Source organism: Pseudomonas sp. G5001 (genome assembly GCF_013385475.1).
Taxonomy (GTDB): domain Bacteria; phylum Pseudomonadota; class Gammaproteobacteria; order Pseudomonadales; family Pseudomonadaceae; genus Aquipseudomonas.
In genome coordinates this window covers 1-25,502 of the sequence record NZ_JACAPZ010000001.1, presented here as the reverse complement: position 1 = coordinate 25,502, position 25,502 = coordinate 1, and the positions used below count along the sequence as shown (strand labels likewise).

General features: G+C 62.6%; 21 protein-coding genes. 14 read left to right on the top strand and 7 right to left on the bottom strand.

Going from position 1 to position 25,502, the window contains the following annotated elements; genetic code table 11:
- Positions 1–37: 37 nt before the first annotated feature.
- Entirely contained in the window at positions 38–454 is a 417-nt protein-coding gene (locus HX805_RS00105) for a hypothetical protein (protein WP_008436613.1), read from the bottom strand.
- A gap of 186 nt (positions 455–640) precedes the next feature.
- On the opposite strand from HX805_RS00105, the gene HX805_RS00100 reads away from it, so the two are divergent.
- On the top strand, positions 641–1,519 hold the full coding sequence (locus HX805_RS00100) for a DMT family transporter (RefSeq protein WP_003215531.1): 879 nt from the start codon (positions 641–643) through the stop codon (positions 1,517–1,519).
- Positions 1,520–1,524: 5 nt separating this feature from the next.
- On the opposite strand, the gene HX805_RS00095 is transcribed toward HX805_RS00100, so the two are convergent.
- The gene (locus tag HX805_RS00095; RefSeq protein ID WP_003215533.1) at positions 1,525–2,859 is read right to left on the bottom strand and encodes an MFS transporter; all 1,335 of its coding nucleotides are present in this window, start codon (positions 2,857–2,859) and stop codon (positions 1,525–1,527) included.
- A gap of 254 nt (positions 2,860–3,113) precedes the next feature.
- Here HX805_RS00095 and quiC point away from each other — a divergent pair, with 254 nt between their 5' ends.
- Entirely contained in the window at positions 3,114–5,012 is a 1,899-nt protein-coding gene (quiC, locus tag HX805_RS00090) for a 3-dehydroshikimate dehydratase QuiC (protein ID WP_177116493.1), read from the top strand.
- Positions 5,013–5,083: 71 nt separating this feature from the next.
- Positions 5,084–5,749 carry a TetR/AcrR family transcriptional regulator gene (locus tag HX805_RS00085; protein WP_003215538.1) on the top strand — a complete coding sequence of 222 codons (666 nt, stop codon included), beginning with the start codon at positions 5,084–5,086 and terminating at the stop codon, positions 5,747–5,749.
- Between the two features lie 122 nt (positions 5,750–5,871).
- Here the strand turns inward: HX805_RS00085 and HX805_RS00080 are convergent, their stop codons facing one another.
- Together HX805_RS00080 and aroQ are read right to left on the bottom strand one after the other, a co-directional pair.
- A complete protein-coding gene (locus HX805_RS00080; protein WP_177116492.1) occupies positions 5,872–6,738 on the bottom strand; it encodes a shikimate dehydrogenase in 867 nt (288 codons plus the stop codon).
- The gene (gene aroQ, locus HX805_RS00075; RefSeq protein ID WP_087693554.1) at positions 6,735–7,175 is read right to left on the bottom strand and encodes a type II 3-dehydroquinate dehydratase; all 441 of its coding nucleotides are present in this window, start codon (positions 7,173–7,175) and stop codon (positions 6,735–6,737) included. Before aroQ ends, HX805_RS00080 begins: the two co-directional genes overlap by 4 nt.
- A 205-nt stretch (positions 7,176–7,380) precedes the next feature.
- Here aroQ and HX805_RS00070 point away from each other — a divergent pair, with 205 nt between their 5' ends.
- From HX805_RS00070 to HX805_RS00040, 7 genes are all read left to right on the top strand, one after another.
- Positions 7,381–7,902: an RNA polymerase sigma factor gene (locus HX805_RS00070; protein ID WP_003215543.1), complete on the top strand. Its 522-nt coding sequence runs from the start codon at positions 7,381–7,383 to the stop codon at positions 7,900–7,902.
- A 63-nt stretch (positions 7,903–7,965) separates the two neighbouring features.
- On the top strand, positions 7,966–8,955 hold the full coding sequence (locus HX805_RS00065) for a FecR family protein (protein WP_177116491.1): 990 nt from the start codon (positions 7,966–7,968) through the stop codon (positions 8,953–8,955).
- A gap of 134 nt (positions 8,956–9,089) precedes the next feature.
- The gene (locus tag HX805_RS00060) at positions 9,090–11,840 is read left to right on the top strand and encodes a TonB-dependent receptor (protein WP_177116490.1); all 2,751 of its coding nucleotides are present in this window, start codon (positions 9,090–9,092) and stop codon (positions 11,838–11,840) included.
- 108 nt (positions 11,841–11,948) lie between these two features.
- Complete coding sequence (locus HX805_RS00055) at positions 11,949–12,569, top strand: heme acquisition protein HasA (protein ID WP_003215551.1); 621 nt, start codon at positions 11,949–11,951, stop codon at positions 12,567–12,569.
- Between the two features lie 176 nt (positions 12,570–12,745).
- Positions 12,746–14,488: a type I secretion system permease/ATPase gene (locus HX805_RS00050; protein WP_102369947.1), complete on the top strand. Its 1,743-nt coding sequence runs from the start codon at positions 12,746–12,748 to the stop codon at positions 14,486–14,488.
- Positions 14,485–15,816, top strand: a complete 1,332-nt coding sequence (locus tag HX805_RS00045) for an HlyD family type I secretion periplasmic adaptor subunit (RefSeq protein WP_177035970.1) — start codon at positions 14,485–14,487, stop codon at positions 15,814–15,816. Before HX805_RS00050 ends, HX805_RS00045 begins: the two co-directional genes overlap by 4 nt.
- A complete protein-coding gene (locus HX805_RS00040; RefSeq protein ID WP_177020964.1) occupies positions 15,813–17,141 on the top strand; it encodes a TolC family outer membrane protein in 1,329 nt (442 codons plus the stop codon). The genes HX805_RS00045 and HX805_RS00040 overlap by 4 nt, the downstream gene beginning before the upstream one ends.
- A 163-nt stretch (positions 17,142–17,304) precedes the next feature.
- On the opposite strand, the gene trmA is transcribed toward HX805_RS00040, so the two are convergent.
- Positions 17,305–18,384: a tRNA (uridine(54)-C5)-methyltransferase TrmA gene (gene trmA, locus HX805_RS00035; RefSeq protein ID WP_003215555.1), complete on the bottom strand. Its 1,080-nt coding sequence runs from the start codon at positions 18,382–18,384 to the stop codon at positions 17,305–17,307.
- Positions 18,381–19,676, bottom strand: a complete 1,296-nt coding sequence (locus HX805_RS00030) for an NCS2 family permease (protein WP_003215557.1) — start codon at positions 19,674–19,676, stop codon at positions 18,381–18,383. The genes trmA and HX805_RS00030 overlap by 4 nt, the downstream gene beginning before the upstream one ends.
- Before the next feature lie 200 nt (positions 19,677–19,876).
- On the opposite strand from HX805_RS00030, the gene HX805_RS00025 reads away from it, so the two are divergent.
- The 4 genes from HX805_RS00025 to HX805_RS00010 all read left to right on the top strand — a co-directional run bounded on the left by HX805_RS00025 (position 19,877) and on the right by HX805_RS00010 (position 24,123).
- Positions 19,877–20,326, top strand: a complete 450-nt coding sequence (locus HX805_RS00025) for a DUF4879 domain-containing protein (RefSeq protein WP_177116489.1) — start codon at positions 19,877–19,879, stop codon at positions 20,324–20,326.
- Positions 20,327–20,432: 106 nt separating this feature from the next.
- Positions 20,433–20,957 carry a (2Fe-2S)-binding protein gene (locus HX805_RS00020; RefSeq protein ID WP_003215562.1) on the top strand — a complete coding sequence of 175 codons (525 nt, stop codon included), beginning with the start codon at positions 20,433–20,435 and terminating at the stop codon, positions 20,955–20,957.
- Positions 20,954–21,943, top strand: a complete 990-nt coding sequence (locus HX805_RS00015) for a xanthine dehydrogenase family protein subunit M (protein WP_177045455.1) — start codon at positions 20,954–20,956, stop codon at positions 21,941–21,943. The genes HX805_RS00020 and HX805_RS00015 overlap by 4 nt, the downstream gene beginning before the upstream one ends.
- Positions 21,940–24,123, top strand: a complete 2,184-nt coding sequence (locus HX805_RS00010) for a xanthine dehydrogenase family protein molybdopterin-binding subunit (protein ID WP_177116488.1) — start codon at positions 21,940–21,942, stop codon at positions 24,121–24,123. The genes HX805_RS00015 and HX805_RS00010 overlap by 4 nt, the downstream gene beginning before the upstream one ends.
- Here the strand turns inward: HX805_RS00010 and HX805_RS00005 are convergent.
- Positions 24,120–25,361 (bottom strand): MFS transporter, encoded by a 1,242-nt coding sequence (locus tag HX805_RS00005; RefSeq protein WP_177116487.1) that lies wholly within the window; start codon positions 25,359–25,361, stop codon positions 24,120–24,122. The genes HX805_RS00010 and HX805_RS00005 overlap by 4 nt on opposite strands.
- Positions 25,362–25,502: the final 141 nt, after the last annotated feature.

The following is a 25,502-nucleotide window of genomic DNA, read 5'->3' as shown; positions in this document are numbered from 1 at the left end:
CTAAACGCTGCGTCGTCCGACCTGTATGAAGCTTGTGTCAGTCGCGGCAATAACCTTCGCCGGTGTCGACGATCAGGCAGTCCTTCTTGTCGGCCAGCCATTTCAGGCCAGTGGCTTCGCCGTCGCCAGCGCTCAGGATCTGCGGGCCGTCCGGGCGTTCAAAGGTGATGCCGTCTTCGGATGCCTGGCCCTTGAAGGTGCCGGAATCGTCGTCATCCAGGCCGTATTTCATGGTCAGTACATAGTGGCCGCGGCCGATGCTGTCGTCCTTGGCGATGGTCAGGTTCAGGCCTTCGACGCCAATCCACTTGCCGACCCATTTGTCGGTGGGCAGCACCTGCGGTACCAACGTTGCCTGGACAGACGGCGGGGCGGGCGCCTTGGCGGTCTCGGCTTGCTTGTCGCAGGCGCTGAGCAGCGTCAGGGTCGAAAGAATCAACAGGGTTTTTTTCATGGTGAGAAGGCCTTGGTTAAAAAACGCGCAGTGGGCGGGGCGGCGTGAAGCGTTGGACTGGAAAACCGCAATTTAGTGCGCTGTTCGAACAGTGTTTGGTTATGCTCTTGAGCGAGGCGCTTTACCCGTTCTAGATTATGCCGCGGTATGCGGCGGTCATTTCAGCCTGCCACTCAAGAGAATGCAATGACCCTCAGTACCCCACTTTCCGGCGTCAACCACCCGCTCAAAGGCATTTTGCTGATTGTGGTGGCGACCTTTCTGTTTTCCAGCCACGACGCGCTGTCCAAATACCTGGCCGGGTTCTACCCGATCGTGATGGTGGTGTGGGCCCGCTACCTGGTGCACACGTTGTTGATGGCCGGGATCTTCCTGCCGCAATCGGGCCTGCGGGTACTGCGCAGCAAACGCCCTTTACTGCAAGTGGCGCGGGCCTTGTGCCTGCTGGGCACCAGCCTGTTCTTTACGGCGGCGCTGCACTTTATCCCGTTGGCCGAGGCCACGGCGGTCAACTTTCTTGCGCCGATCCTGGTCACCGCGTTGTCGGTGCCGCTGTTAGGCGAACACGTGACCCGCGGCCAATGGCTGGCGGTGATTTGCGGGTTTATCGGGGTGCTGATCATTGTGCACCCGGGTGGTGAGCTGTTCACCCCGGCGGTGTTGTTGCCGCTGACGTCGGCGTTGTTCTTCTGCTTCTACCAACTGCTCACCCGCATCCTCAGCAAGTACGACACGCCCACCACCAGCAACTTCTTCGCCGGGTTGTGCAACACCTTGGTGATGAGTGCGCTGGTGCCGTTCTTCTGGCAGGTGCCGAGCCTGTGGCACGGGGTGCTGATGCTGGCGCTGGGCACTTGCGGGATGACCGCACACTTGATGCTGACCCAGGCCTTCCGCTTCGCAGCGCCGGCCCTGCTGGCGCCGTTCGGCTATTGCCAGATCGTGTTTGCGGGGTTGTTGGGCTGGCTGGTGTTCAACCACACCCCGGACCTGACCACCGTGGTCGGGATCGGGGTGATTTGCCTGAGCGGGTTGGCCGCTGCCTGGCAGCAGCGGCGCAGGTAGGAAACTCAGACCTCGACGGTCGGAATCTTGCGCGGCGCCATGAAGTACATCCAGATCAGCGCGATGAAGTACATCGCCGGAATCAGGGTGAACAGCACGGTGTAGTTGTTGTTGGTCACGGTCAGGATATGGCCGACGATTTGGGTCATGAACATCCCGCCGATGGCCGCGCACATGCCGCCAAAACCAAACACCGTACTCATCATGTGCTTGGGCGTGTAGTCCATCACCAGGCTCCAGATGTTGGCGGTCCAGGCCTGGTGCGCGCCGATGGCCAGGGAAATCGCAAACACCGCGACCCACAGGTGGCTGGAGCCGGCGGCCATGATCACTCCGACGATGCAGCAGGCAAACAGCAACATCGACAGCAGCCGCGCCTTGATCGGGTTCATCCCGCGTCCGATCAGGAACGAAGACAGGATCCCGCCGCCGATGCTGCCGAAGTCCGCCGTCAGGTAAATGATGATCAGCGGGATGCCCATTTGGGTCACGTTGATGCCCAGGTTGTATTGCTGATTCAGGAACGGCGGCAGCCAGTACAGGTAGAACCAGAACACCGGCGCGGTCATCGAGTAGGCGAGGGCGAAGGCCCAAGTGCCGCGCATCCGCAGGATCCGGCTGAACGGTACGCGGGGTTGTTCCGGTTCGACTTCCTGTTGCACGTAGTCCAGTTCCGATTGCTTCACGCTTGGATGGTCTTCCGGGTTGTAGTACTTCAAGCCCCAGAGCACCAGCCAGATCCCGCCCAGTGCCGACATGCACAGGAACGCCGCCTGCCAACCCCACACGTGGAGGATCAGCGGCAGCAGCATCGGCGTCATCATCGCGCCGACGTTGGTGCCGGCGTTGAAGATCCCGGTGGCCACGGCACGCTCGCCAGCGGGGAACCACAGGCGGGTGGTCTTGACGCAGGCCGGGTAGTTGGCGGCTTCGGTCAGCCCGAGAATGAACCGGCAGACCATAAAGCCCACCGCCGAGGTGGCCAGGCCGTGGGCGCCAGTGGCCAGGCTCCACAGCAACACCGCGCAGAAGAACACGCGCTTGACGCCGACCCGGTCGATCAACCGGCCTTGCAGCACAAAGCCGATGGCGTAACCCACCTGGAACCAGAAGTTGATGTTGGCGTAGTCCATCGCCGTCCAGCTCATTTCCTTGGCCAGGATCGGTTGCATCACGCCGAGGGCGGCGCGGTCGATGTAGTTCAGGGTGGTGGCAAAAAACACCAGGGCCAGCATGCCCCAGCGGGTTTTACCGACAGCCATGGCGCCACGGATTTTGTCACCGATGCCGCTATGGGGATTGCTGTGGCCCACGGCCACGGCGGGATTTTGCGAAGGCATGAGGAAGTACCCGTTTTTTTGAAATTTTTATGGTGTGTTCAGGGTCTTGGTTAACCGAGGCCGCTCAATGGAAGCGGGGCTCAATGTGCTGTCGATGGTGCGCAGCGGCTAAAAAATCGTCAATTCGCCGATTGCCATTCTGTTCGATAATCGCCCATAAAACTAACCGGTTCGTACATTTCAATTGCTGTGATGAACCTGGCGGCCAATAATTTGCCGTAAACAAGACATGCCTCAATGCCGGGAGTCGCCCCATGCAACGCTCCATCGCCACCGTTTCCTTGAGCGGAACCTTGCCGGAAAAACTCGAAGCCATCGCGGCTGCCGGGTTTGATGGCGTGGAAATCTTCGAAAACGATCTGCTGTATTACGACGGCAGCCCGCGTGAAGTTAGGCAAATGTGCGCCGACCTTGGCATTGCCATCACCTTGTTCCAGCCGTTCCGGGACTTTGAGGGCTGCCGCCGCGACCGCCTGGCACGCAACCTGGAGCGGGCCGAGCGCAAGTTCGACTTGATGCAGGAGCTGGGCACCGACCTGGTGTTGGTGTGCAGTAACGCGTCAGCCGATTCCGTGGGCGATGAAAGCATTCTGCTGGATGACCTGAGCCTGCTGGCCGAACACGCTGGCCGCCGGGGCTTGCGCATCGGCTATGAAGCGCTGGCCTGGGGCCGGCACGTCAACACCTGGCAGCAGGTGTGGAACCTGGTGCGCAAGATCGATCATCCGAGCCTGGGCGTGTTGCTCGACAGCTTCCACACCCTGTCTCTCAAGGGCGACCCGAGTGCGATTGCCGAGATTCCCGGCGACAAGATTTTCTTTGTGCAGATGGCCGATGCACCGATCCTCGCCATGGATGTACTGGAATGGAGCCGGCATTTCCGCTGCTTCCCAGGCCAGGGCGAGTTCGACCTGGCGGGCTTTCTCGCCCCGATCATCAAGAGCGGCTACACCGGGCCGTTGTCCCTGGAAATCTTCAACGACGGCTTCCGCGCCGCGCCGACCCGGGCGAATGCCGCCGACGGCCTGCGCTCGCTGCTGTACCTCGAAGAGAAAACCCGCCAGCGATTGGAGCAAGAAGCGAAGCAGGTCCCCGAGATCCTGTTTGAAACCCCGGCCGCCAGCGAATACGACGGCATTGAATTCCTGGAATTTGCCGTGGATGAAAACCTCGGTGCCAAGCTCACTTCATGGCTGGAGCGCCTGGGCTTCGTCAAGGCCGGGCAGCATCGATCCAAGAGCGTCAGCCTGTTGCGCCAGGGCGATATCAACCTGATCCTCAATTGCGAACCCTATTCCTTCGCCCATAACTTCTTCGAGGCCCACGGCCCGTCGTTGTGCGCCACGGCGATCCGCGTCAAGGACAGCGCCAAGGCCCTGGAGCGGGCGGTGGCCTACAAGGGCCAGCCGTATCGTGGGCTGGTCGGCCCCAACGAGCTGGAGCTGGCAGCGGTGCGCGCACCGGATGGCAGCCTGATCTACCTGGTGGACCAGCACGAAGGCGGCCTCTACGACACCGACTTCAACCTGCAACCGGCGAACGCCGCCAGCGGCGGCCTGCTGCGCATCGACCACATGGCCATGGCCTTGCCCGCCGACAGCCTCGACAGTTGGGTGTTGTTCTACAAAAGCTTGCTGGATTTCGAAGCCGACGACGAAGTGGTGCTGCCGGACCCCTATGGCCTGGTGAAAAGCCGGGCACTGCGCAGCCGTTGCAGCTCGATTCGCCTGCCGCTGAATATTTCCGAGAACCGCAACACCGCGATTTCCCACGCGTTGTCGAGCTATCGCGGCTCGGGTGTGCACCACATTGCCTTCGACTGCGCGGACATTTTCGCCGAGGTCAGCCGGGCCAAGGATGCGGGCGTGCCGCTGCTGGATATCCCGCTGAACTATTACGATGACCTGGCGGCGCGGTTTGATTTCGATGACGAGTTCCTCAGCCAGCTCGCGTATTACAACGTGCTGTACGACCGCGATGCCCAGGGCGGTGAACTGTTTCACGTTTATACCGAACCGTTCGAGGGCCGGTTTTTCTTCGAGATCATCCAGCGCAAGAACGGTTACGCCGGCTACGGTGCGGCCAACGTGGCGGTGCGCCTGGCGGCCATGGCCAAGTCCCGCAGCGGTGCGGTGCGCCAGGCCAGGTTGTAAGGTGCCGGCGCTTCCTTCGGCGTGCGGCGCGGCCCATAATCAGCGCCTGCACCTAAGGCCGTGAGCGCACCATGACCCTGACCTCCGAGCTTCCCGCCGCGGCCACCGCACCGCGCAAGAGCCGCAAGAACAACCCGGAAAAGACCCGCGAGAACATTCTCCAGGAAGCCATCGTCGAGTTTGTCACCCAGGGCCTTTCCGGCGCCCGAGTGGACGCGATCGCGGAGCGTATCCAGACCTCCAAGCGCATGATCTATTACTACTTCGGCAGCAAGGAACAGCTCTACGTCGAGGTGCTGGAGAAACTCTACGGCGACATTCGCAACACCGAGACACGGATGAACCTGACGGCCCTGGAGCCCCGGGAAGCGATCCGCCGGCTGGTGGAATTCACCTTTGATCACCACGATCAGAACGTGGATTTTGTGCGCATCGTGAGCATCGAGAACATCCACAACGCCGAGTATGTAAAGCAGTCGACGTCGATCAAGGCGATGAACAGCAACATCCTCGAAGCCCTTGGCACCACGTTGCGCCGGGGCGCCGAGTTGGGGTTGTTCCGGGAAGGGCTGGAGCCGCTGGACGTGCACCTGCTGATCAACTCGTTCAGCTTTTACCGGGTGTCCAACCGCCACACCTTCAGCGAGATCTTTCAGATCGAGTTGTCGGATGAGGCGGTCAAGCAGCGGCATCGGGCGATGATCTGCGAGTCGGTGTTGCGCTACCTGCAGGCTTGAGTTCAACACCGAGCAAAATGTGGGAGCGGGCTTGCTCGCGAATGCGGTGGGTCAGTAAAACATCCGGTGGCTGACACTCCGCATTCGCGAGCAAGCCCGCTCCCACATTTTTGATCCGGTTTCTACAGTTGGGTGGTCATGCTCTGGAAGTGCGCGAGCATGCGCTCTGCATCCGCCACTTCGCCAGTGAACAACTCAAACGCCTTCACCGCCTGAAACACCGCCATGTTGCCGCCATCCAGGGTGCGGCAACCCAGGGCGCGGGCGTTGCGCAGCAGTTCGGTTTCCAGTGGGAAGTAGACGATCTCCGCTACCCACAAGTCGGCGCGCAAGGTGCCCAACGGCACGGGCATGCCCGGCACCTTGGCCATGCCCATCGGCGTGGTATTCACCAGGCCATCGGCCTCGGCCATGGCGCTTTCCAGGTCATTGCCGGCCTGCGCCCGGCCGGTACCAAAATGCTGGTTGAGGTTGTTCGCCAGGCTGCGGGCACGTTCGGCGTCCATGTCGAAAATACTCAAGCGTTCCACGCCTTCACCCAGCAGCGCATGGGCGACTGCCGCCCCGGCGCCGCCCGCGCCCATCTGCACCACGAACTTGCGAGCCACATCATTCAAGCCGCGACGAAAGCCTTCGGCAAAGCCCAGGCAGTCGGTGTTGTGGCCGATGCGTTTACCGTCGCAAAGCACCACGGTGTTCACCGCGCCGATGCCCCGCGCTTCGGGTGACAGGTCATCCAGCAGCGGCAGGATCGCCTGCTTGCACGGGTAGGTGATGTTCAAGCCGGTGAAGTTCATCTGTTCGGCCGCCATCAACAGGTCGGGCAGGGCTCGGGTATCCGTCTGCAACTGGTCGAGGTCGATCAGGCGATACAGGTAACGCAAGCCCTGTGCATCGCCTTCGCGCTCGTGCAAGGCCGGGGTGCGGGAAGCCTGGATGCCGGCGCCTATCAGGCCGGCCAGAATTCGACGTTTGGACACCGCGCTCATCCCTTCAAGGTCTTGCTGAAATGTTCGAGGGCGAGGTGATAACCGTGGCTGCCAAACCCGGCCAGCACCGCCTTGGCAATCGGCGACACGAACGAGTGATGACGGAACGCTTCCCGGGCATGCACGTTGGACAAGTGCACCTCGATCACCGGTACTTCACTGGCCACCAGCGCGTCGCGGATCGCCACCGAAGTGTGGGTCCAGGCTGCCGGGTTGATCACGATGCCGGCGCAACGGGCGCGGGCGCCGTGGATCCAGTCCAGCAATTCGCCTTCGTGGTTGGTCTGGCGGAATTCGACTTTCAGGCCCAGTTGCTCGGCGCTGCGGCCACACAGGGCAGCAAGGTCGGCCAGGGTTTCATGGCCATAAGTGGCAGGCTCGCGAGTGCCGAGCAGGTTGAGGTTGGGGCCGTTGAGCACCAGCACGATGGGCGGCATAGAGGGTTCTCCACTGTTGTTTTTATGTATGCCGATAAAATGTACTGAATGGTTAATTTGGTCAATCGCGTGGGTGGGAACCGTTCGATTACCGAACGCAGAATGAAAACCACCGTTGTGTGGATCAGAGTTGATATCAATTGAAAATCATTCTCGACAACGCTTAAGATGCCCGCCTGTTTCCTTAACATTCCAGGGAGTCGGTTTGTCGGACGTGGATCTCAAAGGCCTGTTTCTCAAGCACGCCGATACTCTGCGCGGGTATCTCGCACGCAAGGTACGGGACCCGCAGTTGGCCGCAGACCTGGTGCAGGAGAGTTTCCTGCGCCTGGCGCAAAAGCCGGCCGGCGAGCGCATCGACAATTCCCAGGGCTATCTCTATCGCACGGCCGGCAATCTGCTGATCGACCATATCCGCCAGGAGGCGCGGCGCAAGACCGACTCCGTGCCCCATGAGGCGCTGGCCGAGATTGAAGATGAAATGGCCGGGTTGGAGGCTCAGGCGATGGCGCAGCAACAGCGGCAGGCATTGAAGCAGGCACTGGCGGAATTGCCGGAGCGTACCCGGCAGATTTTCCGTCTCAACCGGATCGAGGGCATGACCCATGCCCAGGTCGCGCGCCACCTGGGCATTTCCGACAGCTCAGTGCAAAAGCACCTGGCCAAGGCGCTGGCGTATGTCATGCAGCGTTTGCAGGAAGGTGAGGCGGGGCCGTCCGACGAATGAATTACCGACAAACCTGGGGTCAGACGTCACAGCGTTATATAACGAAAAATTCGAGATTCACACGTGAATAGCCCGGGTCCGCAACAGCACAGCATTACCGAGGCGGCTGCCGATTGGGCGGTGCGCCTGCACGCCGGCGCCCTGACCGATCAGGAGCAGGCCGAGCTGCGCCAATGGATCGCCAGAGACAGCCGCCATGAAGCGGCGCTGCGTTTTGCCGAGCAGACGTGGGCGGCGCTGGGCGAGGTGCATCGCGATGAGACGGTGCATCGCCAGCGGCCGCCCGCTACCGCTGCGCCGGTGCGCGGCCCTCGTCGGCGCAGGCCGTGGCGCATGGCGGCGAGTGTTGCGCTGTTGCTGGTAGTGGCGGGCGTCGGCTGGGTGCGCGGGCCTGAGGCGCTGCTGCAGATGCAGGCCGATTACCTCACCCAAAAAGGCGAAGTGCGCACCGTGCACCTGGCGGACGGCAGCAGCGTGCAACTGGATTCTGCGAGTGCGATCAAGCTGGATTTTGACGGTGTGCAGCGGCGCATCAGCCTGATCAAAGGCTCGGCGATCTTTGATGTGGCGCCCATGGCCGGTGAGGAAAAAAGGCCGTTCGTGGTGCACAGCGCCAGCGGGCAAACCCGTGCCTTGGGCACGCGGTTTGTGGTCGAGCGTGAGGACGACCGGCAGGCCTGGGTCGGGGTGTTGCAACACAGTGTGGCCGTCACGCTGCAGGCGCTGCCGCAGAAAAAAACGGTGCTCAAGGAAGGCCAGGCTGCGCGCTACAGCCCGGAGAACGGCGTGGTCGCCCTCGACGACTTCGACCTGGAGCGCGCCACCAGTTGGCGTCGCGGTGTGCTGATCTTCGACCGCTTGCCGCTGGCCAAGGTCATCGAACAGCTCAACCGCTACCGGCCGGGCAAGGTGGTGCTGACCAATGCCGACCTCGGCACCCGTGAAGTCAGCGGCGTGTTCCGCCTCGATATGCTCGACACGGCCCTCGGCACCCTGACCGAAGAATTACAGGTGCAGCGCTTTGATCTGGCGGGGCTGAGCCTGATCTATTGATGGGGTCGCCGGGCCCCGTTTACGCCCTTTGAAAAAACTTTCAAAAAAACCTTACTGAGTTCCGACGCCTGACACGTCCTGTTAAGTGAGAAGTATTCGCATAAACAAGAATGGTCAGCGAAGGGATAACGTCGATGTCTGCAATCACCAAGGGGCGCAACACCGGTAGCCGGTTGGCCCTTGCCATCCACCTGGGGCTGTTAGCCTCCGCCTGCCAGGTGCAGGCCGCCGAGGCGCCAGTCGGTGAATCACAGCCTGTCACGTTGACGTTTGATATTGCGGCGCAACCCTTGGGCCTTGCCGTACTGACGTTCGCCGACCAGGCCGGGTTGCAAGTGTTGTTCGACAGCGCGCGCCTGCAAGGCCTCACCAGCACCGCGCTCAAGGGCCGTTACAGCGCCCAGGAAGGCCTCGGCCGATTGGTGGGCAGTGCACCGGTGGAATACCGCTTTACCGGGGACCGGCAGGTGACGCTGACTCGCGTCGGCGCCGACCATGACGGTGCGCTGACCGTGGGCACCACCACCATCACCGGCAACACCAACGGCAAGCCAAGCGACTGGGTGTACGACACACCGCGCTCGGTGGCCGTGATCAGTCGCGAGCAGATCGACAAACGCCCACCACGCCACGCCGCCGACATGCTCGAAGAAACCGCCGGCGTGTACACCGCCGTCAACCAGCGTGACCCGGGCCTGTCGGTGAACATCCGCGGCGTGCAGGACTACGGCCGGGTCAACATGAACATCGACGGCATGCGCCAGAACTTCAACGTCAACGGCCACCAGCAGCGCAACGGCACGATGTTGATCGACCCGGAATTCATCTCCAGCATCGAAATCGACAAGGGCAGCCAGTCCGGGCAGGGCGGTGCTGCCGTGTTGGGCGGGATTGCATCCTTCAAGACCCTGGAGGCCAGTGAGTTCCTGGCCGATGGCAAGGACTATGGCGGGCGTCTGCGTGCCGGTAGCGGGATTGGTGAACTGGGTAACGGCACCTATTTCAACGGCAGCGGTGTGTTTGCCTTTGGCGACGAGCGCGGCGACGTGCTGCTGGGGTACAGCGAACGGCATTTTGGCGACTACCGCGCCGGTACCCACAACGACCAGAAACTGGGCACTCATTTGCGCGCTCGTGACTCCCAGCCTGCGGCCTTCGACGATTGGCTGAACAGTGAGGTCGGTGACACCGGCAGCGTGACCCGCTCGCAAATCGTCAAGTTCGGCCTGAACCTGCCCAATGACCAACGGGTGCAACTGAGCTACCTGGAAAGTGACAGCGACAGCAATGACGCGTGGGCCTACACCGCCCCGGATAACCAGAGCGTGTACTACCAGCGCGTCAGCAAGAACAACCTCAATGCCAGGAACGTCGGACTGGATTATCGCTACACGCCGGATAACCCGCTGATCGATTTCAAGGCCAAGGTCTACTACGTCACCACACAGATGGACCGGGACAATGCGCCCAACACCGCGTCGCTGACCTCCGGCAACTATGTGGCGGGCTACACGGATCATTTCCAGACCGATACCTGGGGTGTACAGGGCGACAACACATCGCGGTTCGACTTCGATGCGTTGGGGCATGTGAGTTGGAACTACGGCGTGGAGGTGTATCAAGACAAGTTCAAGCCCAGTACCAACAAGGTCGAGGCCACCAACCTTTCCGGCCTGTTGCCTTACGTTGAAGGCGGGACGCCCGGTGGCAAACGCACCATCGCCAGCCTGTTCAACAACCTGCAGTACGAATATGGCGACTGGCTGACGCTGGATGCGGGCTTGCGGTACGACCGCTATCGGCTGGAAGGGGTCACCGGGATGACGCTGTACCGGCGCGATCGGTTCTACAGCAGCACGGTAGGTGCCAAGCGTGTCGAGGAAGTGTTCGAAATTGATAGAGAAGAGGGCCAGTTCTCTCCCACGTTCGGTATCGGCATAAAGCCGGGGCTGGACTGGATGCAACTTTACGCCCGCTGGGGCAAGGGCTGGCGCCCGCCGGCGGTAACGGAAACCTTCATGACCGGGCGTCCTCACGGTGGCAGCTCATCAGAGCGGGTGTTTCCCAACCCGTTCCTGAAACCCGAAGAGTCGCGGGACTGGGAAATGGGCGTGAACGTATTCAAAGAGGGACTGCTGTTCGGTGACGACCGCCTGGGCATGAAGGTGGCTTACTTCGATACCCGGATCGAGAACTTCTCTTTCCTCAATCACAGCGTCAGTTTGCCGGAGACCTCCGTCGGCGGTTTTCTCGGCACGATGGCGTACGTCAATAACACCAACCCCACGCGCTTTCGGGGGGTGGAGTACCAGCTCAACTACGACACGGGGCGGGCGTACGCCAACCTTAGTTACACCCACATGATCGGCAGTAATGAGTTCTGCTCGAAGAACTATTACATGGGCGGGGCGAAGAAGAACGGGCCGTCCACCACACGCTATGAACGCTACACCCGGCCAAACGGCACGACCGGCCTGCGCCCGGTGACCACGTATGAGGTGCTGGACGACGATGTCGCCAACAACAAGGAAAGCTGTGGCCGGATCATGGGCAACGCCACCTATATGCCGGCTGATCGCGGCTCGCTGACCCTGGGCGCGCGCTTCCTGGAAAAGCGACTCGATATGGGCGTCCGCGTGCGCTACAGCTCAGGCAATGGCGAGAACCTCGACTCACAAGGTTATGACTTCATCGACCAGGCGCTATGGCCCCAGTACACCCTCTATGACCTGTACGCCAGCTACTGGATGACCGACCAATTGAACATCGCCCTGGCGCTGGAAAACGCCACCGATGAGGCCTACTTCGTTGCCATGGGGGACGCCAATAACCTGAGCCTGGCGCGCGGGCGAACGTTGAGCGGGATGCTCGAATACAAGTTCTGATCAAGGTGCCACGGCACTTTATCAACCAACGGTTTTGCCCAAGGGTGGGCAAAAAGTGCGCTGTATGAGCGTGCTGATCAATCGTGTTGTTTATAACGAGGTTAAGTGATGACTATTTCTGTTAGTTACGAAGCTGCGCTCGGTGCTTACTCCGTCTCGGACTACCTGACCGACTGGGCACTGGGGTTCAACACTGCGGGTCACGGCAGCAGCAACACCGGCGGCTTCAGCAACGGCTCCCTGAGCGGCGACCAGTATTCGACCCACGGCGCCAACAATTCCGACTACGCCTTCATTGCCGACAGCAACACCAGCAACGGCCTGCACTACGTATTCAACCCGGCGCTGCCAGCCAGCCACAACGAAAACCACTACCTGTGGGGCAACCTGGATAACGTTCAACTGGGCACCGGCCTGGGCGGCGGCAATGGCAGCGACTTCACCCTCGATGCGTTCAAAGTGGCTTTCAACGGCCTCGACTTGAGCGCGGCACAAGGTGCAGGCCGCGTCGGCAATGACGTTCAGAACGTGATCTACAGCCTGATGCAAGGCAACACCTCGGCACTGGAAACCGTGCTCAACAACCTGCTGGACGACTTCGGCCTGTCCACCGCCAACACCTTCGACGAGATCTCGGCCGGCCTGGCAGCACACGCTACGGCAACCACCACCGACGTCGCCCTGGTAGGCGTGCAGGACGTTGCACAGGACTGGGCACTCGCTGCCTGATGTTGCTGCGCAATGAAAAAAGCGAATGGAAGATCGCTCTCCCATTCGCTGCGTAAACCCCGTCGTCGCCGTGAGTTTCGAAGGCCAGGGCGACGGCGGTGACAAATTCTGCGCAGCGGCGCGTGGCGTGTCAAACGCGGGCGGCGCTTCCCGATTTCCCCCATGAGACTCCCTCGATGCGCCATGCCGGCAACGAAACCCTGGCCGCTCTCACGGCCTATAAAAGTGGCTTCCTCAACATTGGCCTGTTTTCGGCAGTGATCAACCTGTTGATGCTGGCCCCGGCGCTGTACATGTTGCAGGTCTACGACCGGGTGCTGGCCTCCGGCAACTCGATGACACTGTTGATGCTGACGCTGATGATCCTTGGCTTGTTCGGCTTGATGGGCGCGCTGGAGTGGGTGCGCAGCCAGGTGGTGATCCGCCTTGGCACACAGATGGACATGCGCCTGAACCAGCGGGTGTACGACGCCGCGTTCGAGGCGCAACTCAAGGGCGGTACCCAGGCGGCCGGGCAGGCGTTGAGCGACCTGACGACCTTGCGCCAGTTCGCCACCGGCCAGGCGCTGTTCGCATTTTTTGATGCGCCGTGGTTTCCGGTGTACTTGCTGGTGATCTTCCTGTTCCACCCCTGGCTCGGCGTCCTGGCGCTGGCCGGTGCGCTGATGCTGATGGCGCTGGCGTGGGCCAACCAGCACATCTGCCAGGCACCGTTGACTCAGGCCAATCAGCTGTCGATCAGCGCCAGCCAGCAGGCCACGGCCAACCTGCGCAATGCCGAAGCCATCGAAGCCATGGGCATGCTGGCAACCCTGCGTGCGCGCTGGTTTGCCCAGCACCAGGCGTTTCTGGCGGCGCAGAACCTGGCCAGTGAAAAGACCGCTGCCATCAGTGCCTGGTCCAAGGGCGTACGCCTGGCGTTGCAGTCATTGGTCCTCGGTCTGGGTGCATTGCTGGCGGTGCAGGGGGCGATTACGCCGGGCATGATGATCGCCGGCTCGATCCTGATGGGGCGGGTACTGAGCCCTATCGACCAGCTGATCGGCGTGTGGAAACAGTGGAGTTCGGCGCGCCTGGCCTATGACCGTTTGACCCTGATGCTGGCGGCCAACCCGGCGCGCACCGAGCGCATGAGCTTGCCGGCGCCCAGCGGCCAGTTGACGGTCGAGCAGGTAAGCGCGTGTGCGCCCGGCAGTCGTCGGCCCGCGTTGGCCAACCTCGGGTTCAGCCTGCCTGCCGGTGACGTGCTGGGCGTGATCGGGCCTTCCGGTTGCGGCAAGTCGACCCTGGCGCGGTTGCTGGTGGGGGCCTGGGCGCCCTTGGCCGGCAAGGTGCGGCTGGACGGCGCGGACCTGGCGCAATGGGACAAGCAGCAACTCGGCCCGCACATTGGGTATCTGCCCCAGGACATCCAGCTGTTCGCCGGCAGCATTGCCGACAACATCGCGCGTTTCGACACCGTGGATTCGGACAAGGTGCTCGCTGCCGCGCAAATGGCCGGCGTGCATCAACTGATCCTGCAGTTGCCCCAAGGCTACGACACCCAACTGGGGGAGGGCGGTGCCGGGTTGTCCGGCGGGCAGAAGCAACGTGTCGCGCTGGCGCGAGCGCTGTACGGCGTGCCTGCGCTGATCGTACTGGATGAGCCCAATTCCAATCTCGATGAGGCCGGCGAGCAGGCCTTGCTCCATGCCATCACCTTGCTCAAGGCGCAGCGTCGCACGCTGGTGCTGATCACCCACAAGACCCCTGTGCTGGCGTTGACGGACCAATTACTGATTCTGCGGGACGGCCAGTTGCAGGCGTTCGGGCCCACGGCGCGGGTGCTGGAGGCCACGCAGAAACCGGCGGCCGCGCCGCCCAAACCGGTGTCGGCGATGAGCATGAGCTACCGCCTCGGTGAAGGAAAAAAAGCATGAGCCGACCTGTGCTTGTGACGGACAACAGCGTGCCGCCGGTGAACAACGTGCTGGCGCTGGACGATAAAAAATACGCGCGCCTGGGCTGGTTGCTGGTGCTCGGCGGGTTTGCCGGGTTCCTGGGCTGGGCCGCGCTGGCACCGTTGGACAAGGGCGTGGCGGTGTCCGGCAAGGTCATGGTGTCGGGGCACCGCAAGACGGTGCAGCACCCCGCGGGCGGGATCGTCGAGCGGATCGAGGTGCGCGATGGCGAGGTGGTGAGCGCCGGCCAGGTATTGATCCGCCTGAAGGAAACCCCGTTGCGCGGGCAGATGCAGTCTTTGCGCAGCCAGTTCATTGCGTCCCGGGCCAGCGAAGCGCGCTTGAGTGCCGAGAGCGAAGGCTTGTCGGCCATCGTCTTCGGTCCCGAACTGCTGAACGAGCCTGAGGCCGCCGCCACCTTGAGCCTGCAACGGCAACTGTTCAGCAGTCGCGCCCAGGCCCTGGCCACGGAGCAGCAAGGCCTGCGGGAAACCATCGCCGGGGCCGAGGCACAATTGCGCGGCACCCGGGAATCCCAGGCCAGCAAAGTGCTGCAACGCACCGCGATGAATGAACAACTGCAAGGCCTGCGCGAGCTGGCGCGGGACGGCTACATTCCGCGCAATCGGCTGCTGGAAAATGAACGGCTGTATGCCCAGCTCGACGGTGCGATTGCCGAGGATTTCGGCCGCATCGGCCAGTTGCAACGGCAAGTCCTTGAACTGCGCCTGCGCATCCGCCAGCTCGGCGAAGACTTCCAGAAAGACCTGCGCGGCCAACTGGCCGAAACCCGCACCCGCAGCGACGACTTGCGCAACCGGTTGGCCTCGGCCGAATTCGAACTGGCCAACAGCCTGGTGCGCGCGCCGGCGACTGGCGTGGTGGTGGGGCTGGAGGTGTACACCGAAGGCGGCGTGATCAAGCCCGGCCAGGCGCTGATGGACATCGTGCCCCAGGGCGAACCACTGCTGGTGGAAGCGCGGGTGCCGGTGCAGATGGTCGACAAGGTGCACCCGGGCTTGCCGGTGGAGTTGCTGTTCTCGGCGTTCAACCAGAGCACCACCCCACGCATTGCCGGTGAAGTGACGCTGGTGTCGGCCGACCGCCAGGTCGACGAGCGCACCGATGAGCCGTATTACACCTTGCGCGCCCAGGTCAGTGCAGCTGGCATGCGCCAGCTCGACGGCTTGCAGATTCGCCCGGGCATGCCGGTGGAAGCGTTCGTCAAAACCGGTGAGCGCTCGATGCTCAACTACCTGTTCAAACCCTTGATGGATCGGACTCACATGGCGTTGGTGGAAGAATGAAGGCGCTGTTATTCGGTCTGTGTTGTGCCTGCAGTGGATCGGTTCAGGCGCTGGGATTGCTCGACGCCTATGACTTGGCCCTGCGCAACGATCCGACGTTTCAGGCGGCAATCCAGGAGCGCGAGGCCGGCGAGGAAAACCGCATCATCGGCCGCGCCGGGCTGTTGCCGAACCTGTCCTGGAGCTACAACAACTCGCGCAATGAGTCCGAAGTCACCCAGTCGACGGCGGTGGGCAACGTCACCAGCGACCGCGATTACCGCAGCTATGCCTCGACCCTGACCCTGCAACAACCGCTGCTCGATTACGAAGCCTATGCGCGCTATCGCCAGGGTGCAGCGCAGGCGCTGTTTGCCGATGAACGCTTTCGCAGCAAGAGCCAGGAACTGGCCGTGCGGGTGTTGAGCGCCTACAGCCAGGCATTGCTGGCCCAGGAGCGGATCGAGCTGAGCCGCGCCCAGAAACGCGCGTATGCCGAGCGCCTGCAACTCAATGAACGGCTGCTCAAGGGCGGCGAGGGCACCCGCACCGATGTGCTGGAAACCCAGGCACGCCTGAGCCTGGCCCAGGCCGAAGAGATCGAATCCCTGGACACCCAGGACGCAGCCTTGCGCGAGCTGGAAGCGATTGTGGGCCAGCCGTTGCAGATAGACGAGTTGGCGCCGCTGACTCGCCAGTTCGAGATCCCGCCGCTGGAGCCCAACCGTTTCGAGACCTGGCGGGAAATGGCGATGGCCAACAACCCGGAGCTCAAATCCCAGCACCACGCGCTGGACGTCGCCGAATACGAAGTGGAGCGCAAGCGCGCCGGGCACATGCCCAAGGTCAGCCTGTATGCGAGCAGCCGCCAGACCAGCTCGGATTCGGAAAGCAGCTACAACCAGAAGTACGACACCAACAGCGTCGGCATCCAGGTCAGCCTGCCGCTGTTCGCCGGTGGCTCGGTGTCGGCGTCAACCCGTCAGGCCGCCAATCAACTGTCCCAGGCCCAATATGAACTGGACGCGCAGACCGCCAGGACGCTGATCGAACTGCGCAAGCAATTCAACCTCAACACCAGCGGCGCGGCCAAAGTGCGGGCGTATGAAATGGCGGTCAGCTCGGCCACCGCCCTGGTGACGGCGACGAAGAAAAGCGTGACCGGTGGCGAGCGCGTCAACCTCGATGTGCTGGATGCCGAGCAGCAACTGTTCACGGCACGCCGCGACCTGGCGGATGCGCGGCATGCGTATCTGCTGGCGCGGATACAACTGAAGTATTTTGCAGGGTTGCTCAACGAGCAGGATCTGCGGGCGTTGGCGGGATATTTCCAGCCATCGGCATGATGGCTATATCGGCTAACACACCGATCCACTGTGGGAGCTGTCGAGCCTTGGCGAGGCTGCGATGGCGGCGGGACTGATGACATTTTTCTGTCTGACCCACCGCCATCGCGGCCTCGCTAAAGCTCGACGGCTCCCACATTTTGATCTTTGCAGTGCTGGGGATTTAACGCCGGGTCAGTAACACACCCGATTCCATGTGGTGCGTCCACGGGAACTGGTCAAACATCGCGCACTGGGTAATCCGGTGCGTGTCATGCAGTTGCGCAATGTTCGCCGCCAACGTCTCCGGGTTGCAGGAGATGTACAGGATGTTCTCGAAGCGCCGGGTCAGCTCGCAGGTGTCCGGGTCCATGCCGGCACGCGGCGGGTCGACGAACACGCTGCCAAACTCGTAGCTCTTGAGGTCGATGCCGTGCAGGCGACGGAACGGCCGCACTTCATTCAAGGCCTCAGTCAGCTCTTCGGCAGACAAACGCACCAGGGTGACGTTATCCACCGCGTTTTCATCGAGGTTGCTCAGCGCCGCGTTCACTGAAGTCTTGCTGATCTCGGTGGCCAGCACTTTGCGCACGCGAGTGGCCAGGGGCAGGGTGAAGTTGCCGTTGCCGCAGTACAGCTCCAGCAGGTCATCACTGCGATCGCCCAGGGCTTCGAATGCCCAGTTGAGCATCTTCTGGTTCACCGTGCCGTTGGGCTGGGTGAACGCGCCTTCAGGCTGGCGATAGCTGAAGGTGCGACCGCCGACGTCGAGTTTCTCCACCACGTAATCGCGGCCGATCACATCGCGCTTGCCCTTGGAGCGGCCGATGATGCTGACGTTCAGGTCTGCCGCCAGCTTGTTCGCCGCCGTATGCCAATGCTCGTCCAGCGGTCGGTGATAGCACAGGGTGATCATCGCGTCGCCGGCCAAAGTGGTGAGGAACTCCACCTGGAACAGCTTGTGGCTCAGGGCGGCGCTGGCTTGCCAGGCGGCCTTGAGTTGCGGCATCAATTGGTTGATGCGCAGGCTGGCAATCGGAAACTCTTCAATGAGGATCGGTGTGCGCTTGTCGTCCTGGGAGAACATTGCGTAGTGGCGCTGACCCTCTTCGCGCCACAGGCGGAACTCCGCCCGCAGGCGGAAGTTCTGCAACGGCGAGTCGAAAACCTGAGGCTCTGGCGCGTCGAACGGCGCCAGCAGGTCACGCAGGCGCGTGACCTTTTCTTCCAGTTGAACGGTGTAGCTTGCGGCGTCAAAAGTCATGCGTTGAACCAGCCCAGCTTGATCACAAACAGAATCGACAGGATCACCAGCGCCGGGTTCAGCTCACGGTAGCGGCCCGAAAGCAGCTTGATGGCGGTCCAGGCGATGAAACCGAAGGCAATGCCGTTGGCGATGGAATAAGTGAATGGCATCGCCAGGGCGGTGATCACCACCGGTGCGGCGACGGTGATGTCGTCCCAGTCGATTTCGGCCAGGCCCGAGGTCATCAGCACGGCGACGAACAGCAGCGCCGGTGCGGTGGCGAAGGCCGGAACGCTGGCCGCCAGTGGCGAGAAGAACAGCGCCAGCAGGAACAGGATCGCGACCACGACGGCGGTCAAACCGGTACGGCCACCGGCGCTCACGCCCGCCGCCGATTCGATGTAGCTGGTGGTGGTCGAGGTGCCCAGCAGCGAGCCGGCCATGGCCGCCGTACTGTCAGCGATCAGCGCACGGCCCATTTTCGGCATGTGGCCGTCCTTGCCCATGAGGCCCGCGCGCTTGGCGACGCCGATCAGGGTGCCTGAGTTGTCGAACAGGTCGACGAACAGGAACGCGAAGATCACGCTCACCAGGCCGATGTCCAGGGCGCCCTTGATGTCCAGTTGCAGGAAGGTCGGGGCCAGCGAAGGTGGCATCGACATCACGCCGCCGAACGGGGTGAAGCCCAGCACGATGGAGGCGATGGTCACCACCAGGATGCCGATCAATACCGCGCCGCGCACTTTCAGGGCTTCCAGCGCAACGATCAGCGCGAAGCCGAGGGTGGCGAGGATCGGCGCGGGTTGTTTCAGGTCGCCCAGGCCCACCATGGTGGCCGGGTTGCTGACCACGATGCCGGCGTTGTGCAGGGCGATCAGCGCCAGGAACAGGCCGATACCCGCCGCAATCGCCGAGCGCAGGGGCAGCGGGATGCTGTTGATGATCCATTCACGGATGCGGAAGATCGACAGCAGGAAGAACAGCACTGCCGAGATGAACACCGCACCCAGCGCCACTTGCCAGGTGTGGCCCATGTGCAGGACCACGGTGTAGGTGAAGAATGCGTTGAGGCCCATGCCCGGTGCCAGGGCAATCGGGTAGTTGGCGATCAGGCCCATCACGGTGGAACCGATGGCCGCCGCGAGGCAGGTCGCGACAAAGACCGCGCCCTTGTCCATGCCGGTCTCGCCGAGAATGCTCGGGTTGACGAACAGGATGTAGGCCATGGCCAGGAAGGTGGTGACGCCCGCGAGAATCTCGGTGCGCACATTCGTGTTGTGTGCCTTGAGTTGAAACAGCTTTTCCAGCATGCCTGCTCCCTGTGACGCTATCTTGCGTCGTTATTTGTTGACCTCTAAGTCAAAGCACAAACTGCGCCAAGCGCCTGTGGTTCCAGAGAGGATCGGAAAAAGCGGCGCATCATACCAGCAGCCGAGGGCCAGTGGCGCATAGGCTTGATCATGGCCTTGAGGCATACTGCGCCGACGTTTATTACAGGGTCATCGACAGCATGAAAAAAGCCAGCGCCTGGAGTCTAGCTCTGTTCGGTTGCATCGGCCTGTGGCTCGGTGCGGCACCGGCGTGGGGCGCGCCTGCACCGGCGTTGAGCGAGGTGCGGGTATTCAAGGTTCAGTCGGCCAAGTGCACTGAAACCATTCCCGAGCGGGCCGACAGCACCCAGATGTGCACGCACCGCGGGCAGACACTGGTGTACGTGATGGAAGTCGGCCTGGGCAACAGCCCACAGGCATTTTTCGACGGCGCGTCGGTGCCCCGTATCAGCACCACCGCCGTCTGCCAGGTGGGTTCCATCAGCCAGCCATGCAGCGGCGCGGGAACGTTGATGGGCTACATCTATACGTTCCAGCTGGATATCGACGCCGGCGGTACCTTCCAGTACAGCAACACCTCGATCAACCCGCCGCGCAACCAACTGGTTACCACCCTCAGCATTCGCTGATCGCCACCCATCAATTGCCTTGAACGCTCATAACCCCGGGAAGTCGTACCGCTAAGACGGCGACTTCCCAGAACGCCGCGATTGCACACCAATCCGTGAGGTGTTTATGAGCGCAACCCCCAATGGCGCGGCGGCCAAGCCGTTCGTCAGTCATCCGATACGCCTGACCCTCAATCGGGACCCCATCCAACTGGATGTATTGCCCTGGACCACCCTGCTGGACCTGCTGCGCGAGCAACTGGACCTGACGGGCACCAAGAAGGGCTGCGACCACGGCCAGTGCGGTGCCTGCACCGTGTTGCTCAACGGTAAGCGGGTGAACGCCTGCCTGACCCTGGCGGTGATGTGCGACGGTGCCGAGTTGACCACCATCGAAGGCCTGGCCTCGGGCGACGACCTGCACCCGATGCAACAGGCGTTTATCAAGCACGATGCCTTCCAGTGTGGCTACTGCACGCCGGGGCAAATCTGCTCGGCGGTGGGCCTGGCCCGTGAAGGCCGTGCCCACGACACCGCGCAGATCCAGGAACTGATGAGCGGCAACCTTTGCCGCTGCGGCGCCTACAACAACATCCGCGATGCCATCGAAGAAGCCTTGCCGGCGTGCCGCGTGCAGGGAGGTGAGCAATGAATCCCTTCCATTACAGCAAGCCGGCCGACGTGCAGGAGGCGGTGCACCTGGTCAGCCCGGCGTCGCGGTTTATCGCCGGTGGCACCAACCTGCTGGACCTGATGAAAGAGAACATCAGCCGCCCGGAGCACCTGATTGATATCACCGGGCTGCCACTTCGCGACGTGGAAGAAACTCCCGGGGGCGGCTTGATGATCGGTGCCCTGGTGAGCAACGCCGACCTGGCCTGGCACCCGCTGATCGAGGAACGTTACCCGCTGCTGTCCCAGGCCATCCTCGCCGGCGCCTCGCCGCAATTGCGCAATATGGCCAGTACCGGCGGCAACCTGCTGCAACGCACCCGTTGCTACTACTTCTATGACGCCGCCGTGCCCTGCAATAAACGCGAGCCCGGCAGTGGCTGCCCGGCGCGGGTCGGTTTGAACCGCATCCACGCGATCCTCGGCGCCAGCGACCAGTGCGTCGCCACCCATCCTTCGGACATGTGCGTGGCCCTGGCCGCCCTGGATGCGCGGGTGCATGTGCAGGGCCGGGGTGGTGCGCGGGTCATCGAGTTCGCCGACTTCCACCGGCTGCCGGGCGATGCGCCCCAGCGGGATAACCAGTTGGCCGACGACGAACTGATCACCGCCATCGAGTTGCCTGCCGACCACCTGGCTGCCCACAGTCACTATCTGAAAATCCGTGACCGGGCTTCCTACGCCTTCGCCCTGGTATCCGTCGCGGCGGCGCTGGAGCTGGATGGCGATGTGATCGTCGACGCCCGCCTGGCCCTGGGCGGCGTCGCCCACAAGCCATGGCGTGATCGCGCGGTGGAAGCCGCGCTGATCGGCCAGTCCGTCAGCCGCGAAACCTTCAGCACTGCCGCCGAAACCCTGCTGCTGGACGCCGAGCCGCTGGAGCACAACGGCTTCAAGATCAAACTGGCACGCCGCGCGATCATTCGCGCCCTGAGCGATGCCGCTGTTGCAGGAGCCACGTCATGAGCGCAATCGGCAAACCGTTGGACCGGGTCGACGGTCTGCTCAAGGTCACCGGGCAAGCGCGCTATGCCGGTGAGTTTCCCGAGGATGGCTTGCTGCACGGCAGCGTGGTGTCGAGCAACATCGCCAAGGGCCGGGTCATCCGCATTGATGCGTCCCAAGCCCTGGCGCTGCCCGGTGTGGTGATGGTGCTTGATCACCTCAACCGCCCGAAACTGGCCAGCTACGACGACAGCTACGCGGATGCCGATGCTGCCGACGGCTCGCCGTTTCGCCCGCTGTACAACGACCGCGTGCTCTACAGCGGCCAGCCGTTGGCATTGGTGATTGCCGACAACCTGGAGCTGGCGCGCCACGCCGGTTCCCTGGTGCAGATTGAATACGCCGCCGAGCCTGCCGAGACCGATCTGCTGGCCTTGCAGGAGCAGGCGCACCCGTCGCCGCAAACACCGCCCAAGCCGCGCGGCAACTTCCAGGCCGAATGGACCGGCGCCGCCACGAGCCTGGACCTGCACTACAGCACGCCCATCGAACACCATAACCCCATGGAACCCCACGCCAGTACCGTGCTGTATCAGCCGGACGGCACCCTGCATATCCACGACAAGACCCAGGGGCCGCAGAACTGCCAGGCCTATGTGCAGAAAGTCTTCGGCCTGGATAAAAGCCAGGTGCGGATCTTCGCCGCGTTCGTCGGCGGCGCCTTTGGTTCCGGTCTGCGCCCGCAGTACCAGTTGCCGCTGGCAGTGATGGCATCGCTGGCCCTGAAGCGTTCGGTGCGCGTCACCCTCACGCGCCAGCAGATGTTCACCTTCGGTTATCGCCCGCGCACCTTGCAGCGCCTGCAACTGGGTGCTGCCGCCAATGGCCGCTTGCTTGCCCTGGGCCACACCGCCATCGGCCAGACCTCGCGCTTCGAGGACTTCAGCGAACACGTGGTGGAATGGAGCGGCATGCTCTATCACTGCGATAACGTGCTGCTGACCTACAAGCTGGTGCCGCTGGACGTGTTCACACCGCTGGACATGCGCGCTCCCGGCGCAGCGCTGGGGGTGATCGGCCTGGAATGCGCCATGGATGAACTGGCCTGCGCCCTGGGCATCGACCCGGTGCAATTGCGGCTGATCAACTATGCCGAGCGCAATCAGAACGAAGACAAGCCCTGGTCCAGCAAAGCGTTGCGCGAATGCTACAGCGAAGGTGCCGAGCGTTTTGGCTGGAGCCAGCGCAACCCGGAGCCGCGAAGCATGCGCGATGGTCGCCAACTGGTTGGTTGGGGCATGGCCGGCGGGGTGTGGGAGGCCCTGCAAATGAAAGCCAGCGCCAAGGCTCGGATCGACCACCTGGGCAAGCTCACGGTCAGCAGCGCCACTACCGATATCGGCACCGGCACCTACACGGTCATGGCGCAGATCGCCGCCCAGGCCAGCGGCGTGCCGGTAGGCGATGTGACGTTCCTGCTGGGGGATTCATCGCTGCCGACGGCGCCATTGCAGGGCGGCTCGTTTACCGTGTCGTCGGTGGGCAGTGCGGTGCAACAGGCCTGTGAAGCGTTGAACGCCAAGCTGTTGGACATTGCGCGCAAGACTTACCCGGCGTTCAAAGACGCTGAGTCGGCGCGGTTTGAGAATGGCCAGCTGCACGCCGGTGACCAGCGCATCTCCCTGGCGCAATTGGTGCAAGACAGCGGCGAGCAGGCGCTGGAAGTGCAGGTGGATTGCGAGCCGGGCAAACAGCGCGAAGGCTATGCCTCTGCCACGCATTCGGCGGTGTTTGTCGAAGTGCGGGTGGATGAGGACCTGGGCACCATCAAGGTCAGCCGGGTGGTCAGCGCGATTGCGGCCGGGCGGGTGGTCAATCCGAAGATGGCCCGTAGCCAGATTCTCGGCGGTGTGGTCTGGGGCATCGGCATGGCGTTGCATGAGGAGACCCAGGTCGATCACGCATTGGGTCGCTCCATGAACCACAGCCTGGCCGAATACCACATTCCGGTAAACGCGGATATCGGCGAGATTGATGTGCTGTTTGTCGAAGAACACGACGAGATCGTCAACGCCCTTGGGTCCAAGGGCGTCGGCGAGATCGGGATTGTCGGGGTGGCGGCGGCGGTGGCCAACGCGGTGTATCACGCCACCGGCAAGCGGGTGCGGGACTTTCCCATCACCCTCGACAAGGTCTTCTAAACCCTGGCGGGCTCTTCCACCGGCATATGCATGCGGTCGCGGTTGGCCAGGGTCGGGAACAGTTTGATCCAGACCCCGGTCACCACCAGCGTGCCGATGCCGCCCATGACCACGGCGGGCACGGTGCCGAACCAGTGGGCGGTGATCCCGGACTCGAACTCGCCCAACTGATTCGACGCGCCGATAAACAGCCCGTTGACCGCGCTGACCCGGCCGCGCATTTCGTCCGGGGTTTCCAGTTGCACGAACGAGGCGCGGATCACCATGCTGATCATGTCCGCTGCGCCCAATACCACCAGCACCGCCAGGGAGAACCAGAACGAGGTCGACAGGCCGAACGCGATGGTGGCTACGCCAAACACCCCGACCGCCGTAAACATGATCCGCCCCACATGCCGGTCGACGGCAAACCGCGCCAGCCACAACGACATCAACAACGCCCCGACCGCTGGCGCCGAGCGCAGCAGCCCAAGGCCCCACGGCCCGGTCAGCAAAATGTCCTTGGCAAACACCGGCAGCAAGGCCGTGGCGCCGCCCAGCAATACGGCGAACAGGTCCAGGGAAATCGCGCCGAGGATGTCCGGCCGACTGCGGATAAAACGAATCCCGGCCAGCAACGAATCCATGGTCGCCTTGGCCTTGTTCAGCGGCGTCTGGCGCGCGGGCAGGTTGAGGGTCAGCACGCAGGCGATCAGGTACAGCACCACCGTGGGGCCGTAGACCCAGACACTGCCAAAGGCGTACAGCAGACCGCCCAGCGCCGGCGCCACGATGGTGGCCAATTGCTGCGCCGACTGCGACGACGCCACGGCGCGGGGAAACAGTGCCGTGGGCACGATGCTCGGCAGCAGGGCCTGGGTGGTGGGCATTTCAAACGAGCGGGCTGCGCCCAGCAGGAATGCCAGGATAAAAATCATCTCGCGGGTGACATTGCCGGTCAGTCCGCCGATTGCCAGGGATAGCGCGATCAACGCTTGAACGGTCTGGCAGATGGCTGCGACCTTGCGCCGTTCATAGCGGTCGGCCACATGGCCGGTGTGCAGCATGAACAGCACCCGCGGTACGAACTCCACCAGGCCGACCAAACCCAGGTCCAGCACGTTGCCGGTCAGTTGGTAGAGGTTCCAGCCGATGGCCACGGTGAGCATCTGGAAACCGCTGGCGGTGAAGATCCGCGCCAGCCAGAACGCGATGAAAGGGCGGTGGTGACGTAACAGCAGCGCGGGTTCACTGGGCATCGGGGAGACGGGTCTGGGTGGGGGAACGGTGAGGTTATCACCAACTTGTAACCAATAGTTGCGTGGTGGGTTGGGGGGATGAGATATGTTCAGTCTGGCTGAGTACATATCCGTTTCTTCGGTAACGGCCACTTATGGTTC

What these genes read in the sequence shown, in the direction of transcription:
- HX805_RS00100 (WP_003215531.1), top strand. Translation starts at nt 641, where the DNA reads ATGACCCTCAGTACCCCACTTTCCGGCGTCAACCACCCGCTCAAAGGC.
- HX805_RS00025 (WP_177116489.1), top strand. Translation starts at nt 19,877, where the DNA reads ATGAAAAAAGCCAGCGCCTGGAGTCTAGCTCTGTTCGGTTGCATCGGC.
- HX805_RS00030 (WP_003215557.1), bottom strand. Translation starts at nt 19,676, where the DNA reads ATGCTGGAAAAGCTGTTTCAACTCAAGGCACACAACACGAATGTGCGC.
- HX805_RS00080 (WP_177116492.1), bottom strand. Translation starts at nt 6,738, where the DNA reads ATGAGCGCGGTGTCCAAACGTCGAATTCTGGCCGGCCTGATAGGCGCC.
- trmA (WP_003215555.1), bottom strand. Translation starts at nt 18,384, where the DNA reads ATGACTTTTGACGCCGCAAGCTACACCGTTCAACTGGAAGAAAAGGTC.
- HX805_RS00045 (WP_177035970.1), top strand. Translation starts at nt 14,485, where the DNA reads ATGAGCCGACCTGTGCTTGTGACGGACAACAGCGTGCCGCCGGTGAAC.
- quiC (WP_177116493.1), top strand. Translation starts at nt 3,114, where the DNA reads ATGCAACGCTCCATCGCCACCGTTTCCTTGAGCGGAACCTTGCCGGAA.
- HX805_RS00060 (WP_177116490.1), top strand. Translation starts at nt 9,090, where the DNA reads ATGTCTGCAATCACCAAGGGGCGCAACACCGGTAGCCGGTTGGCCCTT.
- HX805_RS00085 (WP_003215538.1), top strand. Translation starts at nt 5,084, where the DNA reads ATGACCCTGACCTCCGAGCTTCCCGCCGCGGCCACCGCACCGCGCAAG.
- HX805_RS00050 (WP_102369947.1), top strand. Translation starts at nt 12,746, where the DNA reads ATGCGCCATGCCGGCAACGAAACCCTGGCCGCTCTCACGGCCTATAAA.
- HX805_RS00095 (WP_003215533.1), bottom strand. Translation starts at nt 2,859, where the DNA reads ATGCCTTCGCAAAATCCCGCCGTGGCCGTGGGCCACAGCAATCCCCAT.
- HX805_RS00010 (WP_177116488.1), top strand. Translation starts at nt 21,940, where the DNA reads ATGAGCGCAATCGGCAAACCGTTGGACCGGGTCGACGGTCTGCTCAAG.
- HX805_RS00055 (WP_003215551.1), top strand. Translation starts at nt 11,949, where the DNA reads ATGACTATTTCTGTTAGTTACGAAGCTGCGCTCGGTGCTTACTCCGTC.
- HX805_RS00020 (WP_003215562.1), top strand. Translation starts at nt 20,433, where the DNA reads ATGAGCGCAACCCCCAATGGCGCGGCGGCCAAGCCGTTCGTCAGTCAT.
- HX805_RS00105 (WP_008436613.1), bottom strand. Translation starts at nt 454, where the DNA reads ATGAAAAAAACCCTGTTGATTCTTTCGACCCTGACGCTGCTCAGCGCC.
- aroQ (WP_087693554.1), bottom strand. Translation starts at nt 7,175, where the DNA reads ATGCCGCCCATCGTGCTGGTGCTCAACGGCCCCAACCTCAACCTGCTC.
- HX805_RS00040 (WP_177020964.1), top strand. Translation starts at nt 15,813, where the DNA reads ATGAAGGCGCTGTTATTCGGTCTGTGTTGTGCCTGCAGTGGATCGGTT.
- HX805_RS00015 (WP_177045455.1), top strand. Translation starts at nt 20,954, where the DNA reads ATGAATCCCTTCCATTACAGCAAGCCGGCCGACGTGCAGGAGGCGGTG.
- HX805_RS00005 (WP_177116487.1), bottom strand. Translation starts at nt 25,361, where the DNA reads ATGCCCAGTGAACCCGCGCTGCTGTTACGTCACCACCGCCCTTTCATC.